The organism is Micromonospora sp. NPDC049257, assembly GCF_040678915.1.
Taxonomy (GTDB): domain Bacteria; phylum Actinomycetota; class Actinomycetes; order Mycobacteriales; family Micromonosporaceae; genus Micromonospora; species Micromonospora antibiotica.
Map to the genome: position 1 here is coordinate 179,770 of NZ_JBFAQU010000009.1, position 16,026 is coordinate 195,795.

At 73.4% G+C, this 16,026-nt stretch carries 15 protein-coding genes; 11 read left to right on the forward strand and 4 right to left on the reverse strand.

The window, feature by feature from the left end; translation table 11 throughout:
* Positions 1–2: 2 nt before the first annotated feature.
* From AB0K25_RS16380 to AB0K25_RS16405, 6 genes are all read left to right on the forward strand, one after another.
* On the forward strand, positions 3–326 hold the full coding sequence (locus AB0K25_RS16380) for a PadR family transcriptional regulator (protein ID WP_357537401.1): 324 nt from the start codon (positions 3–5) through the stop codon (positions 324–326).
* A gap of 4 nt (positions 327–330) precedes the next feature.
* Positions 331–870 carry a PspC domain-containing protein gene (locus tag AB0K25_RS16385; RefSeq protein ID WP_357537403.1) on the forward strand — a complete coding sequence of 180 codons (540 nt, stop codon included), beginning with the start codon at positions 331–333 and terminating at the stop codon, positions 868–870.
* 80 nt (positions 871–950) lie between these two features.
* Positions 951–1,733: a hypothetical protein gene (locus AB0K25_RS16390; RefSeq protein WP_363820886.1), complete on the forward strand. Its 783-nt coding sequence runs from the start codon at positions 951–953 to the stop codon at positions 1,731–1,733.
* A gap of 57 nt (positions 1,734–1,790) precedes the next feature.
* On the forward strand, positions 1,791–3,077 hold the full coding sequence (locus AB0K25_RS16395; protein WP_357537407.1) for an ROK family protein: 1,287 nt from the start codon (positions 1,791–1,793) through the stop codon (positions 3,075–3,077).
* Between the two features lie 17 nt (positions 3,078–3,094).
* Positions 3,095–3,925: a substrate-binding domain-containing protein gene (locus tag AB0K25_RS16400; RefSeq protein ID WP_219463316.1), complete on the forward strand. Its 831-nt coding sequence runs from the start codon at positions 3,095–3,097 to the stop codon at positions 3,923–3,925.
* 126 nt (positions 3,926–4,051) lie between these two features.
* Positions 4,052–5,623: a cellulase family glycosylhydrolase gene (locus tag AB0K25_RS16405; RefSeq protein ID WP_357537409.1), complete on the forward strand. Its 1,572-nt coding sequence runs from the start codon at positions 4,052–4,054 to the stop codon at positions 5,621–5,623.
* Positions 5,624–5,787: 164 nt separating this feature from the next.
* On the opposite strand, the gene AB0K25_RS16410 is transcribed toward AB0K25_RS16405, so the two are convergent.
* The 3 genes from AB0K25_RS16410 to AB0K25_RS16420 form a co-directional block, all read right to left on the reverse strand.
* Complete coding sequence (locus AB0K25_RS16410; protein WP_219463319.1) at positions 5,788–7,563, reverse strand: DUF1996 domain-containing protein; 1,776 nt, start codon at positions 7,561–7,563, stop codon at positions 5,788–5,790.
* A gap of 253 nt (positions 7,564–7,816) precedes the next feature.
* Entirely contained in the window at positions 7,817–9,193 is a 1,377-nt protein-coding gene (locus AB0K25_RS16415) for a hypothetical protein (protein ID WP_363820890.1), read from the reverse strand.
* Positions 9,190–10,239: an NAD-dependent epimerase/dehydratase family protein gene (locus tag AB0K25_RS16420; RefSeq protein WP_363820893.1), complete on the reverse strand. Its 1,050-nt coding sequence runs from the start codon at positions 10,237–10,239 to the stop codon at positions 9,190–9,192. Before AB0K25_RS16420 ends, AB0K25_RS16415 begins: the two co-directional genes overlap by 4 nt.
* 153 nt (positions 10,240–10,392) lie before the next feature.
* On the opposite strand from AB0K25_RS16420, the gene AB0K25_RS16425 reads away from it, so the two are divergent.
* The 5 genes from AB0K25_RS16425 to AB0K25_RS16445 are packed head-to-tail and all read left to right on the forward strand — an operon-like array spanning position 10,393 to position 14,054.
* Positions 10,393–11,052 carry a glycosyltransferase family 2 protein gene (locus tag AB0K25_RS16425; RefSeq protein WP_219463321.1) on the forward strand — a complete coding sequence of 220 codons (660 nt, stop codon included), beginning with the start codon at positions 10,393–10,395 and terminating at the stop codon, positions 11,050–11,052.
* Positions 11,049–11,741, forward strand: a complete 693-nt coding sequence (locus tag AB0K25_RS16430) for a TIGR04282 family arsenosugar biosynthesis glycosyltransferase (protein WP_363820896.1) — start codon at positions 11,049–11,051, stop codon at positions 11,739–11,741. Before AB0K25_RS16425 ends, AB0K25_RS16430 begins: the two co-directional genes overlap by 4 nt.
* Positions 11,738–12,379 carry a class I SAM-dependent methyltransferase gene (locus tag AB0K25_RS16435; RefSeq protein WP_208567568.1) on the forward strand — a complete coding sequence of 214 codons (642 nt, stop codon included), beginning with the start codon at positions 11,738–11,740 and terminating at the stop codon, positions 12,377–12,379. The genes AB0K25_RS16430 and AB0K25_RS16435 overlap by 4 nt, the downstream gene beginning before the upstream one ends.
* Positions 12,376–13,590 carry a molybdopterin-dependent oxidoreductase gene (locus AB0K25_RS16440; RefSeq protein WP_363820899.1) on the forward strand — a complete coding sequence of 405 codons (1,215 nt, stop codon included), beginning with the start codon at positions 12,376–12,378 and terminating at the stop codon, positions 13,588–13,590. The genes AB0K25_RS16435 and AB0K25_RS16440 overlap by 4 nt, the downstream gene beginning before the upstream one ends.
* Complete coding sequence (locus tag AB0K25_RS16445) at positions 13,587–14,054, forward strand: hypothetical protein (RefSeq protein ID WP_357537419.1); 468 nt, start codon at positions 13,587–13,589, stop codon at positions 14,052–14,054. The genes AB0K25_RS16440 and AB0K25_RS16445 overlap by 4 nt, the downstream gene beginning before the upstream one ends.
* Here the strand turns inward: AB0K25_RS16445 and AB0K25_RS16450 are convergent.
* The gene (locus AB0K25_RS16450) at positions 14,029–15,954 is read right to left on the reverse strand and encodes an ABC transporter permease subunit (protein ID WP_357537421.1); all 1,926 of its coding nucleotides are present in this window, start codon (positions 15,952–15,954) and stop codon (positions 14,029–14,031) included. The genes AB0K25_RS16445 and AB0K25_RS16450 overlap by 26 nt on opposite strands.
* Positions 15,955–16,026: the final 72 nt, after the last annotated feature.

A 16,026-nucleotide genomic window follows, 5' to 3' on the forward strand; every position in this document is an offset into this window, starting at 1 on the left:
GCATGCATGCCGACCCCAAGCTCGTCGCGCTGCGACGCGGCCTGCTCGAACCCCTCGTCCTGGCCACCGTCGAGTCCCGGCAGCGGTACGCGGCGGAGATCCTCTCCGCACTCCAGGAAGCCCACTTCCCCACCCAGGAGGGCACGCTGTATCCGCTGCTGAGCAAGCTGCGCCGCGACGGGCTCGTGCAACACGAGTGGCGTGAGTCGCCGTCCGGCCCGCCCCGGAAGTACTTCTCCCTCACCGGGGCCGGCACGGCTCAGCTCGCCGCGTTCCGCGAGCACTGGAACGAACTCACCCACATGATCAACACGATCGGACGATGATTCCGTGGACAACCCGCCCACCATCCGGCTCACCGGCCACACCACGGCCTTTCCCGCCACCGGCGACGCCCGGGCCGCCCTGCGGCGGTACCTCGACGAGGCGCACCGCGCGCTGCGCGGCGACCAGGACACCGACGAGGACGCCGACGACGTCGTCCGAGACCTCGAAGCCGCGATCGGCGATCGCCTGGGCGCCCTCACCGGGCCGGGCCGCGCCCCGGTGACCGGTGCGCAGATGGCAGCGATCCTGGACGGGTTCGGCCCGGTCCGCCCGGCAGGTCCCCCACCACCCGCCGCCGGACAGCGCCCGCGGGGCCGGTTCTGGTGCCGGATCGACGAGGGGAAGTGGTTCGGCGGCGTCTGCCTCGGCATCGCGGCGTACGGCGACTTCCGCGTCGACTGGGTCCGCACCGTCGTGCTGCTGCTCACCCTGGTCACCGGTGGACTACTCGGCATCCCGTACCTGGTCCTGCTGCTCGTACTCCCCGCCGTCCCGACGGTCGCCGACTACCGACGCCGACGGGACGCGCCGCGCCCCGCGTGAGCCGGCGGTCCCGGCGGACGTGGCACGGCCGCCGCCGGTCGGGGCCGCGCCCGCCGGGGCGACCGTGTGATGATCGGGGGGTGCGGGTGGTGCTGGCGACCGACGCGGGACATCCCGGTCGCACCAACGAGGACTTCGCCGGTGCGGTGCCGGCCGGGCTGGTGCTGGTCGACGGCGCGGGTGGCGTTCCCGGTGCCGACAAGGTCTGCCGCCACGGCGTGGCCTGGTACGCCAACCGGCTCGGTGCCGCCCTGCTGGGTGGGTTGTCCGCGCAGCGGAGCCTGCGGGAGGTCCTGGCCGAAGGGATCGTCCAGGTCACCGACGTCCACCGGGACACCTGCGACGTCACCCACCCGAGCAGCCCGCACGCCGCCGTGGCGATGCTCCGGTTCTCCGACGACCTGGTCGAGCACCTGGTCCTCGGGGACGCGGTGGCGGTCGTCGGGCGGGCGTCCGGTGCGCCGGTCGTCGCCCATGACCCCCGCGAGGTGGTGATCGCCCGGTCCTTCGAGCGCCAGCTGGTGGGCGTCGCCGTCGGCAGCGAGGAGTACCGGCGGCTGCTCCGCGAACTGCGGGGGCACCGCAACAACCCGGGCGGTTTCTGGGTGGCCAAGGACGACCCGCAGGTGGTGGCCGAGGCGGTCACCGGCAACCACCCGGCGGGCGAGGTGACGCTGGCGGCGCTGCTGAGCAACGGTGCGAGCCGACTCGTGGACACCTTCGGGCTCACCGACTGGGCGGGACTGCTGCGCCTGCTGGACCACGGTCCGGCCGAGGTCATCCGACAGGTCCGGCAGGCCGAGGACCGGCACGGCGTCGCGACCGACGACGCGACGGTCATCTGCCGCAGCCGAGCCCCGTGACATCGGGATCCTTGTATACTCGGCTCGGCCGACCTAACAGCCCCTGGCAGAGAAGCAGTGAGCGGACCAGCAGCGAGCAAACCCCAGGCGAGCAGCAAGTCGGTTGTTCTCGACGCGATCCGGGCGGCCGGCACGATCAGCCGGGTCGGCCTGATCCGGGCCACCGGCTTCACCGCCCCGACCATCTCCACCCTGGTCCGCAAGCTGATCAACGAGGATCTGGTCGTCGAGACCGGGCACGCGAAGTCGACCGGGGGCAAGCGGCGGGTGCTGCTCCAGCTCAACCACGCCTCCCGCTACGCCGTCGGCGTACACCTGGACCACGGTGTCATCACGTACGCCCTGACCAACCTGGGCGGGACGGTGGTGGCCCGGATCTCCCGACCGGGTGCCGGCGCCGAAGAGCCGCAGGTGGTGGTCGCCCGGATCGCCACCGAGATCGCCGCGTTGATCGACGGGGTGGGGGTGGAACGCCTGCGGATCCTCGGCGTCGGCGTGGTGTTCCCCGGCCCGGTCGACGCCCCACGGGGCATCGGTGGCCCGCCGGACGTGGGGCTCGCCCCCGCCATGCGGCAGTGGAACGGGTTCCCGCTGGGCCGGGCGTTGGAACAGGTGGCGGGCCTGCCGGTGGTGTTGGACAACGACTCGACCGCGGCGGCGCTGGGCGAGCACTGGACGGGCGGTTTCGGCACCGCGACCTCGGCCGCCGCCCTCTACATGGGCACCGGCATCGGTGCCGGCCTGGTCATCAACGGCGTCACCTACCGGGGGCCGAGCGGCAACGTCGGTGAACTGGGCCATGTCAGTGTGTCGGCCGACGGCCCCCGGTGCTGGTGCGGCGCCCGGGGGTGCGTGGAGGCGTTGGCCGGGCCGGCGGCGGTGGTCGCCGCCGTCCGGTCGGATCCGGCGGCGACCCGGGCGGCGGGGTTGGCGGCCGGTGGCCGGCGCTCCTCGGTGGTCGCCGACTTCGCCGCGATCAGCCGCGCCGCCCGGCGGGGCGAGCCGCGCGCGCTGGCCCTGCTGGAGCGGTCGGCCCGGTACGTCGGGACGGCCGCCCGGACCCTGGCGAACCTCATGGACCTCGAGGTGCTCGTGCTGACCGGTCCCAGCCTGGCCGCCGCCGGGTCGGTGTACCTGCCCATCGTCCGGCACGAACTGCGTACCGCCTTCTCCCGGGGCACACACACCGTCGACGTGCGGCTCTCCCGGTCCGCCGCCACGGCCTCGGCCATCGGCGCCGCCGCACTGATCCTCGAATCCGAGCTCGTGCCCCTGAGCCACGGGCCGCGCCCGGCGGAACACCTGGCCGAGGAGCGGACCAGGCTCACCGAATCGGCAAGCTGACTGACCGGGGGTACGCAGTGGACGACGCGTGGCGGACGAGCGCGGTGGGCCTGGTGCTCGCCCGCCCGCCCCGGCTGCTCGGCACCGAACCGTTCTTCATGGAGTTCATCGCGGGTATCGAGGAGCGGCTCGCCGGACACGGTCGGTCGGTGCTGCTGCACGTGGTCGCCCATCACGCCGCCGAGATCGCCGCGTACCGCAGGTGGGCGCAGCAGCGGCTGGTCGACGCGATCGTGCTGGTGAACCCGTCGGTGGACGACCCCCGACCGGCAGTGCTGCGGGAGTTGCGGCTGCCCGTCGTGGTAGCGGGGGAGCCGAGCCACGACACCCCGGCGGTACGGCGCGACGACGTCGGTTCGATGCGGGCGGCCCTGGCGCACCTGGTCGGGCTCGGGCATCAGCGGATAGCCCGGATCACCGGCCCCGGGACCCTGCTGCACACCCGGACCCGCACCACCGCCATGTTGGCCGCCGACGTCGACGCCGTCGTCGTGGAGGGCGACTACTCGGCGGAGTCCGGGGCCCGGTTGACCGCCCGGTTGATGACCGGGCCCGAGCCACCCACGGCGATCATCTACGACAACGACCTGATGGCGGTGGCGGGCCTGCACGCGGCCAAGGAGCTGGGCCACCGGGTCCCCCGTGACGTCAGCCTGATCGCCTGGGACGACTCCAGCCTGTGCCGGCTGGCCTCGCCGGCCCTGACCACGATGAGCCTCGACGTGCACTCGTTCGGGGAGTCGGTGGGCGAGTCGGTGCTGCGGCTGATCGACGGGGGGACGGTGCCGGAACGGTGGTGTGCGACCGAAACCGTGGTGGCCCGGGAGACGACCAGCACGCCCCGATAGGTCAGTGGTGTGGTTCACCTGGCAGTCCGTCGAAACGGCATCGATACGCTTGACTTAATGAGGCGCATAAAGAAAGCTCGCAGACGCGCTCCCATCGACGCTCCCCGCTATATCTAGGAGAGCTTCATGACACGTCGACATGCCCTGCTGGCATCGGCAGCCGCCGGCACCCTGGTGGCGGCCAGCCTGACCGCGGCCACCCTGCCCGCCTCGGCCGCAGCCTCGGGCTGCGCGGTCACCTACACCGTGCAGAGCCAGTGGAACGGCGGGTTCAGCGGCAACATCGCCATCACCAACCTCGGCTCGGCCGTGGCCGGCTGGACGCTGACGTTCGACTTCCCGGACACCGACCAGCGGGTCACCCAGGGCTGGAGCGCCACCTGGTCGCAATCCGGCGCCCGGGTGTCGGCGGCCAGCCTGAGCTGGAACGGCGCGCTGAACACCGGCGCGTCCACCACGATCGGCTTCAACGGCGCGTGGAGCGGGACCAACCCCGTACCCAAGTCGTTCGCGCTCAACGGGACGGCCTGCACCGGCGTGGTCGACCCCACGACGCCCACCCCACCACCCACGACCACCCCACCGCCGCCCACCACCCCACCGCCGCCCACCACCACGCCGCCACCCACCACTCCCCCGCCGACCACCCCGCCGCCGACGACCACCCCGCCGCCCGGCGGTGCCGCGCCGAGCCTGCGGGTCTCCGGCAACCGGCTGGTGACGGCGGCCGGCGCGACCTACCGCCTGCTCGGCGTCAACCGGGCCAGCGGCGAGTTCGCCTGCGTCCAGGGCAAGGGCATGTGGGACAGCGGCCCGGTCGACCAGGCCTCCGTCGACGCGATGAAGGCCTGGAACATCCGCGCCGTCCGGATCCCGCTCAACGAGGACTGCTGGCTGGGCCTGTCCGGCTCGCCCAGCGGGACCGCCTACCAGCAGGCGGTCAAGGCGTACGCGAACCTGCTCGTCGCCAACGGCATCAACCCGATCCTCGACCTGCACTGGACCCACGGCCAGTACACCGGCAACATCTCGGCCTGCCCCGACGTGAACGCCACCTGCCAGAAGCCGATGCCGAGCCGGCAGTACACACCCCAGTTCTGGACCGGGGTCGCCAACGCGTTCAAGGGCAACGACGCGGTGCTGTTCGACCTGTTCAACGAGCCGTACCCGGACGCCGCCAACAACTGGTCGGACATGACGGCCGCGTGGCGCTGCCTGCGTGACGGTGGCACCTGCACCGGCATCGAGTACCCGGTGGCCGGCATGCAGAGCCTGGTCGACGCGGTACGCGCCACCGGCGCCACCAACGTCCTGCTGGTCCCCGGCCTGACCTGGACCAACGACCTGACCCAGTGGCTGGCCTACAAGCCGACCGACCCGCGCAACAACATCGTGGCCTCCTGGCACTCGTACAACTTCAACGCCTGCGTCACCGAGACCTGCTGGGACACCCAGATCGCGCCGGTGGCCGCGCAGGTGCCGGTGCACGCCGGGGAGATCGGCCAGGACACCTGCGCCCACGACTACATCGACCGGTTGATGACCTGGCTGGACCGCAACCGGCTCGGCTACACCGCGTGGACCTGGAACCCGTGGGGTTGCAGCGGTGGCAACGTGCTCATCGAGGACTACAGCGGCACCCCGACCAAGAGCTACGGCGAGGGCTACCGCGCGCATCTGCTCTCCGTCACGCCGTAACCGACCCCGGCCTCCCCCGCCGGCAGCAACCCGGCGTCGGTGGTCGGTGACGTGACCGACGGAGTAACGGTGGGGGTGGGTACGGCGACCGTTCGCCGCACCCACCCCCGTCCGCACTGCAACCCCGGATGGAAGCCTCGTGTGCAGGCTCCCACCCCGGCACGTCAGGAGCAGTTCTTGCCCTTGTTGATGCAGGTCGCGATGCGCTGCATGGTCTGCGCGGAGTTGACGTTGACGAAGTCGTTGTGGTCGGAGAACGGGTTGTGGTTCTCCTCGGGGAAGGAGTCGAGCGCGTACTGCCCCTTGACCTGCACGTCGCGGGGGATGTCGTAGCCGACGGTGATCCGCAGCTGCGGGATCGCCTGGAAGCCCTGCGGGCAGGCACCGGTGGCCTTGTCGGCGAACGCGACGTGGTTGCGGTGGTTGTCGCTGTCGATGTTCCGGCCGTCCCAGCAGCCGGGGAAGTCGTGCACCCGCTGGACCTGGCTGCCGGCGGGGCAGATCGGGTACTTGTCGGAGAGCCGGTCGGCGAAGCCCGAGCAGCTCCAGGTGGCGCGGGCGTTGGCCGGGCCACGGCTGGTGGGCTTGGCGTCGCCGGTGAGGGCCCGGAGGAACTTCGGCATCGGCACCACCTTGCTGACGGGGTTGCCCCGGTACTCGATCAGCACCTGCGCCGGGCGGACGATGCCACCGGTGTTGCCGGGCAGCTCGAAGTCGGGCCCCTGCGGGTCGGGCAGCGCGGTGGGTGCGGTGGGTGCGGCGGTGGTGGGTGCGGTGCCCGGTGCCGAGGGTGCCCCGGGGGCCTGGTCCAGGGTGCAGGTGGCGAACGCGTCGAGACCCTGCGGACGGGCGGCCTGCCGGCCGATCGCGATGGCGATCCGGTCGAGCACGGCGATCCGCTTGGCCCGCAGCGGCCCGAGGATGGCGTTGTCGACGAAGGCCGGCCCACCCTGGCCCCGGGTGGTGACCAGGCGTTCGTTGGCCTCGGAGAGCTGCCGGTCGAGTTCGTCGAGGTTGCGGTTCACCTCGGCGAGCGCCCCGGCGGGCACGCCGGGCAGCTTGTCGCGGACCGTGGGGCACTGGATGCGCGGGTTCGCGGCCTGGGCCGCCTTGACGCTGGCGCGGTGGGCGCTGCCGGGCATCCGGGCGTGCATGTCGTCGTAGCTGATGTCGCACTCGACCAGCGAGACCAGGCCGGGCTGGTTGCCGCCGGCGGCGGTGACCGTGGTGCTGATCTGCTTGATCATCGCGGCGCGGCGTTCCCGCAACGAGTCGATGACCTCCCGGTTGAACGCGGCGTCGATGCGGCCCCGGCTGGCCGTCATCCGCTGGTTCGCGGCGGCCTGCTGGCGGTCCAGCTCGGCGAGCAGCCGGTCCACGGTGCCGCGGGCCCCGGTGGGGACGGCACGCAGCCGCTTGCCGACCGAGGGGCAGACGACCACCGGCTGGGTCTGGGCGAGGGCCTGCTGGACCTGGTTGTCGCTGCGCACGCTCTTGTCGATGCGCACCACCGGCCAGAAGTAGGACGACTTGTCACCGTTGCGGCAGGTGGTGCCGGAGGCGTCCAGGTCGGCGTTGGAGGAGTTCGCGGTGATGGCCAGGTTGCCGACGAAGTCGTGGACGTGTTCGGCGCCGTTGCGGATGCCGGGCTGGGCCACCGGGTTGTCCGGGCTGAACTTGCCGTTGCCGTTCGTGCCGCAGTCCACGGTGAACCGGCCGGTCGACCCGCCGGCAGCCGGCTGTGGATTCCGCACGTTCGGCGACACGTTCTCGATCTGCACGAACTGGTCGAGGCTGGTGGCGGCGTCGGCGGTGCCCTTGCCGCCGCTGGAGACGAAGGTGACGGTGAGCGCACCGGTGGCCGCCAGCACGACCGCGGCCAGGGCGATCCTGACCGGCCGGGTCTGGACCAGCGCGGTCCCGTTCTTTCTGCGGTTCATCGGAATCTCCTCAAAGCCGCGAACGGCTCCGGTGATGTTGCTGTCTCCACTCGGTACGGGCCGGCACCCGGTCGACGGTCAACGGTTGCCGGCCCCGTCATGGTTCGGTAAGAAGTCCCCCCGGCTCCCTCGGTGACGGCGGTGACCGGCACGCCGCTGAGCCGTTGCGCCCTCGGGCAGCCGGCAACAGCGGCCGACGACACGGTCGTCGGCCGCTGCGTCAGCGGTGTGGGGGTGGTCGCCGCCGGGTGGTCTACCAGACCGTCAGCAGCAGGTGGTTGATCGTGAGCGCCACCGCCGCCTGCGCGGCCAACCAGCCACGGCGGTCGGCGGGCGGGATCAGGGCCGCCCCCGCCATCAGCCAGACCATGAAGGGCAGCCAGATGCGTTCGACCTCGGCCTTGCTGTAGCCGGACAGGTCGGCGGCGAGGATCACCGCCGTGGCGGCCAGTGGCAGCAGCCAGCTGGCGTGCACCACCCCCGGCCGCCGGTCGGCAGTCCGCACGCCGTTCCGGTACCGCCGAGAAACGGCCCGCCACCCGGCCGGCACCGCGCGCCGTAGGATCACGGCCACCACGGGACCGGCGGCCACGACGACCACCGCGAGGTCGGCCCAGACCCAGTAGGCGTACGCCCGGTCGGAGGCGAGACCCTGGTAGTAGCGCTCGATGACGAGGTCGTAGCCGGTGGGCCACCAGAAGCCGGCGACGGTGAACGCGGCGGCGACCGGCACCGCCCCGACGAACGCCCAGCCCACGGTGCGCCAGCGTCGGCCGGCCAGCACGACGACGGCCAACGCGACCGGCGCCATCAGGACCAACCCGTAGGAGAGGTAGCAGCCGAACGCCAACAGGGCGCCACCGCCGACCGCGCCCAGCGCACGCCCCCGGATGACGCCGTACGCCAGCAGGGCCACCCCGGTGGCGGTCACCCCGGCGAACAACCCGTCGGCGGACACCCCGGACCAGACCGCCCCGGGGAACAGCACCACGAACGGCACCACCGCACGGGCCGCCTCGTCGGTACCGAGCAGCCGTACGGTGTGCGGCACGGCGACGGCGACGAGGGCCGCCACCAGGATGCACAGCACCCCGGCCCAGCCGCCGCCGGACAACCCGATCCGGTCGAGGACGACGAAGACGAGCAGGGCCCCCGGTGGGTGACCGGACACGTGGGTGGTCCAGGAGTCCGGTTGGAGGCCGAGGATCCGACCGCTGAATCCGGCCAGCATGGCGGGGATGTCGGTGACGCCCGGGACCTCGTGCAGGTACTCGTAGGTGGTGGTCAGCCGACCGGCGACGCCGCGCTGCCAGCCGTCGACCAGGGCCAGCGACAGCGTCCAGGCCACGGCGGTGGCGTAGGAGACCGCGAGCAGCCCTCGCCAGGCCAGCCGGGCGGCCAGGGCGGGCCCGCGCCACCAGACCAGCGCGGCCACCAGCAGAGCCAGCGGGGTGCCGGGGCCGACGTGCGGCAGCCACTGCGCGAACAGCGGCGCCGAGGTGGCATGCACCGGGCGTCCCCACAGGTAGAGCAGGCCGCCGGTGACGGAGGCCACCGCGAACAGGCCGAACGCGGCAGCGACGGCGATCAGGTCGGCGCGCGGCGGCCGGTGGCGCGGGGTGTCGTTCACCCGCGCAGCGGCGCGTGGGCGAACTCCGCGATCCCGTCGGCGAGTCCCACCACGGCCCGGAAGCCGAGTTCGGTCTCGGCCCGGGTGGGCGAGGCGACCACGTGCCGCACGTCGGCCAGCCGGAACTCGCCGGTGACCACCGGCGACGGCCCGCCGGCAGCTCGGGCCAGCTCCGTGGCCAACTGGCCGATGGTGGCCGGCCGGCCGGAGGCCACGTTGTACGCCCGCCAACCGGTGCCCGTACCGGTCGCGTCCAGGGCGGCGAGGTTGGCCGCCGCCACGTCACGGACGTGCACGAAGTCGCGGCGCTGGCCGCCGTCCTCGAACACCCGCGGTGCCTGCCCCGCCTCCAGCGCCGAACGGAACATCGCCGCGACCCCGCTGTACGGGGTGTCCCGGGGCATCCCCGGTCCGTAGACGTTGTGGTAGCGCAATGCCACCACGGCGCCGCCGGTCTGCCGGGCCCACGCGGCGGTGAGGTGCTCCTGGGCGACCTTGGTGGCGGCGTACCCGCTGCGGGGGTCCAGCGGGGCGTCCTCGTCGACCAGGCCCGGCGTGACGGCGACGCCGCAGCTCGGACAGGTCGCCTCGAAGCGGCCGGCGGCCAGGTCGGCGACGGTACGCGGCCCGGGGCGCACCGGGCCGTGTCCGGCGCAGGCGTAGGCGCCCTCGCCGTAGACCACCATGGAGCTGGCGAGCACCAACCGGTGCACGCCCGCCCGGGCCATCGCGGCGAGCAGGACGGCGGTGCCGAGGTCGTTGCAGCCGACGTACTCGGGCAGGTCGTCCAGGTCGACGCCGAGTCCCACCATGGCCGCCTGGTGCACCACCGCGTCGACACCGGCCAGGACCCCGGCGACGCCCGGCCCGTCGCGCACGTCGAGCCGGACGACCGGGGCGCCCGCCACCGTGTCCGGCAACGGTCGGCGGTGCGCACCGGGATGACCGCAGTCCACGATCGTCACCCGGTGGCCGGCATCGTGCAGGGCGGTCACCACGTGGGTGCCGATGAAACCGGCGCCGCCGGTCACGAGTACGTGAGTCACCCGCCGACGGTAGGGCCGGGACGCGTCGCCGTGCCCCGACCGCGACCGCCCGTCAGCGGTTCGTAAGAACTCCGTGCGCGGGTCGCGGGTGCCCCGGATTCCGTCATCAGCAGGTAAGAACTTCCGGCCGGATCGTGTCCTAGCGTCCGCAGCATGACCGACGTGGTTCTTCCCTGCCGCAACGAGGCCCCGGCCCTGCCCGACCTGCTGGCCCGGATGCCGGCCGGCTACCGGCCGATCGTGGTGGACAACGGCTCGACCGACGGCTCGGCGGCGGTGGCCCGCGCCTGCGGCGTCGAGGTGATCAGCGTGACCGAACCCGGGTACGGTGCCGCCGTGCACGCCGGGGTCCTGGCGGCCGACCCGGTCGACGGGGTGGTGTGTGTGCTGGACGCCGACGGGTCGTTCGATCCGGCGCAGCTGCCCCGGCTGGCCGATCCCGTCCGGGCCGGCGAGGCGGAGTTGGGCACCGGCCGGCGACGCCCCACCGCGCGCGGGGTGTGGCCCCTGCACGCCCGGGTCGCCAACGCCCTGCTGGCCCACCGGCTGCGCCGGACCACCGGCCTCGACGTCCACGACATCGGGCCGATCCGGGCCGTCCGCCGGGCCGACCTGCTGGCGTTGGGGCTGCGTGACCGCCGTTTCGGTTACCCGTTGGAGCTGCTGATCTCGGCCGGTCGGGCCGGCTGGCGGGTGGTCGAGGTCGACGTCGACTACCACCCGAGGGCGGCTGGTACCCGGTCGAAGGTGACCGGCACGGTGCTCGGCACCGCCCGCGCCGTCCGCGACATGAGCGCGGTGCTGGCCCGGTGAACGTCCCCCGACAGCCGCACGTTCCCGGGTCCCGCGCACCGCAGGTGCTGGTGCTGGCCAAGACCCCGGAGCCCGGCCGGGTCAAGACCCGGCTCTGCCCGCCCTGCACTCCGGTCCAGGCCGCCCGGGTCGCCGCGGCGGCGTTGGCCGACACCCTCGACACCGTCGCCACGGCCACGGCCGGCACCCGGGTCCTGGTCGTCGACGGCGACCATCCGGCCCCCGAGGGCTGGAGGAGACTCGCCCAACGGGGCGGCCCGCTCGGCGACCGCCTCGCCCACGCGTTCGCCGACACCCGCACGGCAGGCACGGCCACCCTGCTGATCGGCATGGACACCCCGCAGCTCACCGCCGCCCACCTCGACGACGCACTGGACCTGCTGCGCCGGCCGGACGGGCCGGACGCGGTGCTCGGTCCGGCCGACGACGGCGGCTGGTGGACGCTGGGACTACGCGAGCCCGGCCACGCCTCGGTCCTGCGTGCGGTGCCCACCTCCGAGGCGGACACCGGACAGCTCACCCTGGCCGCGTTGCGCCGCCTCGGTCTGCGGGTCCATCTGCTGCCCCGGCTGCGGGACGTGGACACCGCCGCCGACGCCCACGCGGTGGCCGCGGTGTGCCCGCCGGGCAGCCGGTTCACCGTGGCCGTCGCCCGCGACGTGCCGTCCCCCACGGCGGTCGCCCGGTGAACGCGGTGGCTCTCTTCGACGCCGTGTTCGACCGGGCCGCGTCGGGTGTCCCCGCCGCGTTCACCGCCCGGCACCCGAGCGGTGGCGTGCACCGGTTCGACCCGGCCGGCTGGTGCCGGGACGCCATCGCCGGGGACGCGACCCTGCTGCGGCGCTGCACCGGACCCACCCTCGACGTCGGTTGCGGCCCCGGGCGGCTCACCGGCGCGCTGATCGACGCCGGGCAGCCGGCGCTCGGCATCGACGTCAGCGCCACCGCCGTCCGGCTGGCCCGGGAACGCGGTGCCGTCGCGCTGCAACGCGACGTCTTCGGCCCGGTGCCGGGTGCCGGGCGTTGGCCGCACCTGCTGCTGGCCGACGGCAACGTCGGCATCGGCGGTGACCCATACCGGCTGCTGCGGCGGTGTCGTCGGCTGCTGGCGGCCGACGGCCACCTGCACGCCGAGTTCGCGCCGCCCGGCACACCGGCCTGGTCCGGCACCGCCATGGTGCAGACCCCGGGTGGTGTCGGCAGCCCGCTACCGTGGGCCTGCGTACCCCTCGACGACCTTTCCGTACTGGCCGGGGGCACCGCGCTGCGGGTGCACGACACCTGGACGGAGGCGGGCCGGTGGTTCGCCACCCTCACCCCCCGGTGACCGGCCGGCCGACCGCGCTGCGGCGGCTCGCCCGACGGTGGTCGGCACCCCTGCCGGCCCCGCCCGGGGCGCTGCGGCGCGGGCCGCTGCGGCCTGACGGTTTCCCGTCCCCGTTACGGTCGACCCGGTTGACCAGCCAGCTCGGCGTCGCGCTCGGGGTGGCGTTCGCCGTCTGCTTCCTCACCGGGCTGCTCAGTCACCTGATCCAGCACCCGCCCGGCTGGTTGCGGTGGCCGTCCCGCCCGGTGGGCCTCTACCGGTTCACCCAGGGCCTGCACGTGGCGACCGGTCTGGCCACGGTGCCGCTGCTCGGGGCCAAGCTGTGGTCGGTCTACCACCACCTGTTCCGCTGGCCGCCGGTCCGGTCGCTCGCCCACGCGCTCGAACGCGCCAGCATCGCCGTGCTGGTCGCGGCGGCGCTGTTCCAGGTGATCGGCGGCGTCCTCAACGTCGCCCGCTGGTACGCGCCGATGCCGTTCTTCTTCACCGCCGGGCACTACCGGGTGGCGTGGTTGTCGGTCGGTGCGCTGCTGGTGCACGTCGGCGTGCAGTTGCCTGCGGTACGCGCTGCGCTCGGCCCGACCACCGCCGAGTCTGCGCGGGAGCGGCTCAGCCGACGCGGGCTGCTCGGTGGGGTCGCCGCCGCGGCCGGGCTGGTCACCCTGACCACGGTCGGGCAGACCGTCCGGCCGCTGTCCGCCCTGGCGGTGCTCGCTCCCCGTCGACCGGACGTCGGGCCGCAGGGGCTGCCGGTCAACCGGACCGCCGACCGTGCCGGGGTACGCGCCCAGGCGCTCGACCCGGCGTACCGGCTGGTGGTCGAGGGTCCCCTCCGGCGCACCGAACTGGACCTCGCCGCGCTGCGCGCCCTGCCGCAGCACACCGCCGAGCTGCCGATCGCCTGTGTGGAGGGGTGGAGCGCCACCGGGCGGTGGACCGGCGTACGACTGCGGGACCTGGTCGCGTTGGTGGGCGTCGACCCGGACCGGGCGACGGTGCTCGTCGAGTCGTTGGAGACGGCCGGCCGCTACCGCACATCGACCGTCGGGGCGGCGCACGTGCGTGACCCGTTGACGCTGATCGCGCTGCGGTTGGGTGGGGCACCCCTGCACCCCGACCACGGCTACCCGGCCCGGTTGATCGCCCCGAACCGGCCCGGTGTGTTGCAGACCAAGTGGGTCGGTCGGCTCACCGTCCGGGAGGCGTCGTGAGGACCCGGGTGGCGCTCGTCGCGGTCGGCACCCTGCTGATCGGGTACGCCGTGGTGGGCGCGCTCGCCGACCCCGACCTGCGGCCGGCCGGGGTGCTGCTCTTCCTGGCCGGGGTGTTGGCCGGGCACGACCTCGTCTGGATGGCCGGGCTGCTGGGCGTCGGCGCGCTGCTCGCCCGGTGGGTCCCGGAACGTCACCGGCCGGTGGTGCGGGCCGGCGTGATCAGCGCCGCCACGGTCACCGTCGTGGCGTTTCCGCTCGTCCTCGGTGTCGGCCGGCCGCCGGACGACCCGTCGGTGCTGCCGCTGCCCTACGGCCGTAACCTCGCGGTCGTCCTGCTGCTGATCGCCGTCGCGACACTGCTGACCTGCTGGGCGGCCGACCGGCGGCGCTCCCGGCGACCGGCCCCGGACGGGCCGGCCGCGCCGGACGGGCCGGTCAGCCCTTCACCGCCCCGGCGGTGAGCCCCTCGGTCAGGAAGCGCTGCCCGAAGGCGTACATGATCACCACGGGGATGCTGACCAGCAGCGACGCGGCGGCGAGCTGCCCCTGCGGCACGACGTCCCCGGTGATCATCGACTGCATCCCCACCGGGAGGGTCTTGTACTCGTCCTTGGTGATGAACACGAAGGCGAAGAGGAACTCGTTCCAGGCGTTGGTCAGGGTGAACAACGCGACCGCCAGCAGTCCCGGCTTGGCCAGGGGCAGCATCACCCGCAGGAACGCCTGGAACCGGGTGCAGCCGTCGACCAGCGCGGCCTCCTCCAACTCGACGGGGATCGACGCGAAGTATCCGGCCAGCAGCCAGGTGGCGAACGGCAGGGTGAAGGTCGGGTAGGTCACGACCAGCGACCACAGCGAGTCGGTGAGCCGCACCCCGATGAGCAGTTGGTAGAGCGGGATGAACAGCAGCGCGCCCGGCATCACGTAGGTCACCAGCACCGTGACGGTGAAGCCCTGCGCCCCCCGGAACCGCAGCCGGGCCAGGGCGTAGCCGGCGAGGGCGGCGCAGACCAGCGCGACCACGGTGGACGCCACGGACACCAGCACCGTGTTGAGGTACCAGCGGCCGAACGGCTTGGTGGCGAAGAGGTCGGTGAACTGTTGCAGGCTCCACGGCGTCGGCCACAGGTCGCGGTCGTGCATGACGATCTGGCCGTCGGACTTGAAGGCCGTGACGACGATCCAGTAGAGCGGGGCCAGGACGAACAGGAGCAGCCCGGCCAGGGCGACCCAGGACGCCAGCCCCGACACCAGCGACGACGCCCGGCGACGCCCCCGGGCCCCGAGGGCCGAGACCACCCGGCCGACCACCGCCGCGACCAGCAGGAAGACCCCGAGGACGACGGCCGCCTTCCAGAAGATGTGCGGTGACGCCCAGGCCAGCAGGGCGGCGGTGACCACCGCGACGACCCACGGCAGTGCGGTGCGGACCGTACGGGTGGCGCGGGCCGAGCGGTCCGGCCGGGGCTTGCGGGCACGTCGGGGCGGCGCCACGCCCGAGTCCCGGCGTAACAGCCGGACCAGCACGAACACCAGCGAGCCGATGACCGGCAGCATGACGAGGGTGACCGCCGCTCCCGCGCCGTACTGCAGTTGCAGGATCGCCTTCGAGTACGCGACCAGCACGTACGGTGCCGTCGCGTCGCCCGGGCCGCCCTGGGTCAGCAGCCAGATGAGGTCGAAGTTGTTGAACGTCCAGATCGACGACAGGGTGACCGTCACGGTGATCACGTGGCGCAGTCCGGGCAGCGTCACGTGGACGAACCGCCGCCACGGCGAGGCGCCGTCGACGGTCGCCGCCTCGTACAGGTCGGTGGGGATGGCCTTCAATCCGGCGAGGAAGGCGACGGTGAAGAACGGCACCCCCTTCCACACGTTGACTCCGATCACCGACGGCATGGCCAGGGACGGCTCGGACAGCCAGCCCGCCGGCCAACTGTCGACCAGGTACGCGCTGACCAGCAGCGGCCCGATCCCCGACTCGGTGAGCAGCAGGTTGACGCTGCCGAAGATCGGGTCGAGCAGCGAGCGCCAACTGAACGCGGTGACCACCGTCGGCACCACCCACGGCAGCAGGAGCAGCCCGGCCAGCACGGCCCGTCCCCGCCGTCGGTGGTGCAGCAGCAGGGCCGCGGCCAGCCCCAGCACCGCCTTGAACACCTCGGCGTACGCGGTGAAGACGAACGAGTTCACCACGCCCGTGTGGAACTGCTCGTCGTCGGCCAGGGCGAGGTAGTTGGCCAGACCGACGAACACGCTCTGCTGCCCGTGCCGTTCCGTCGTGCTGGTCACGACCGACCAGGCGATCGGCACGAGCACGAGGCCGCCGACCAGCACGGCGGTGGGTGCCAGGAACAGCACCGCCAGTCGCCAGTCGCGGCCCAGCCGGCGTCGGGTCGCGATGCGGAATCGGGATTCCGGCGGCGAGGATCC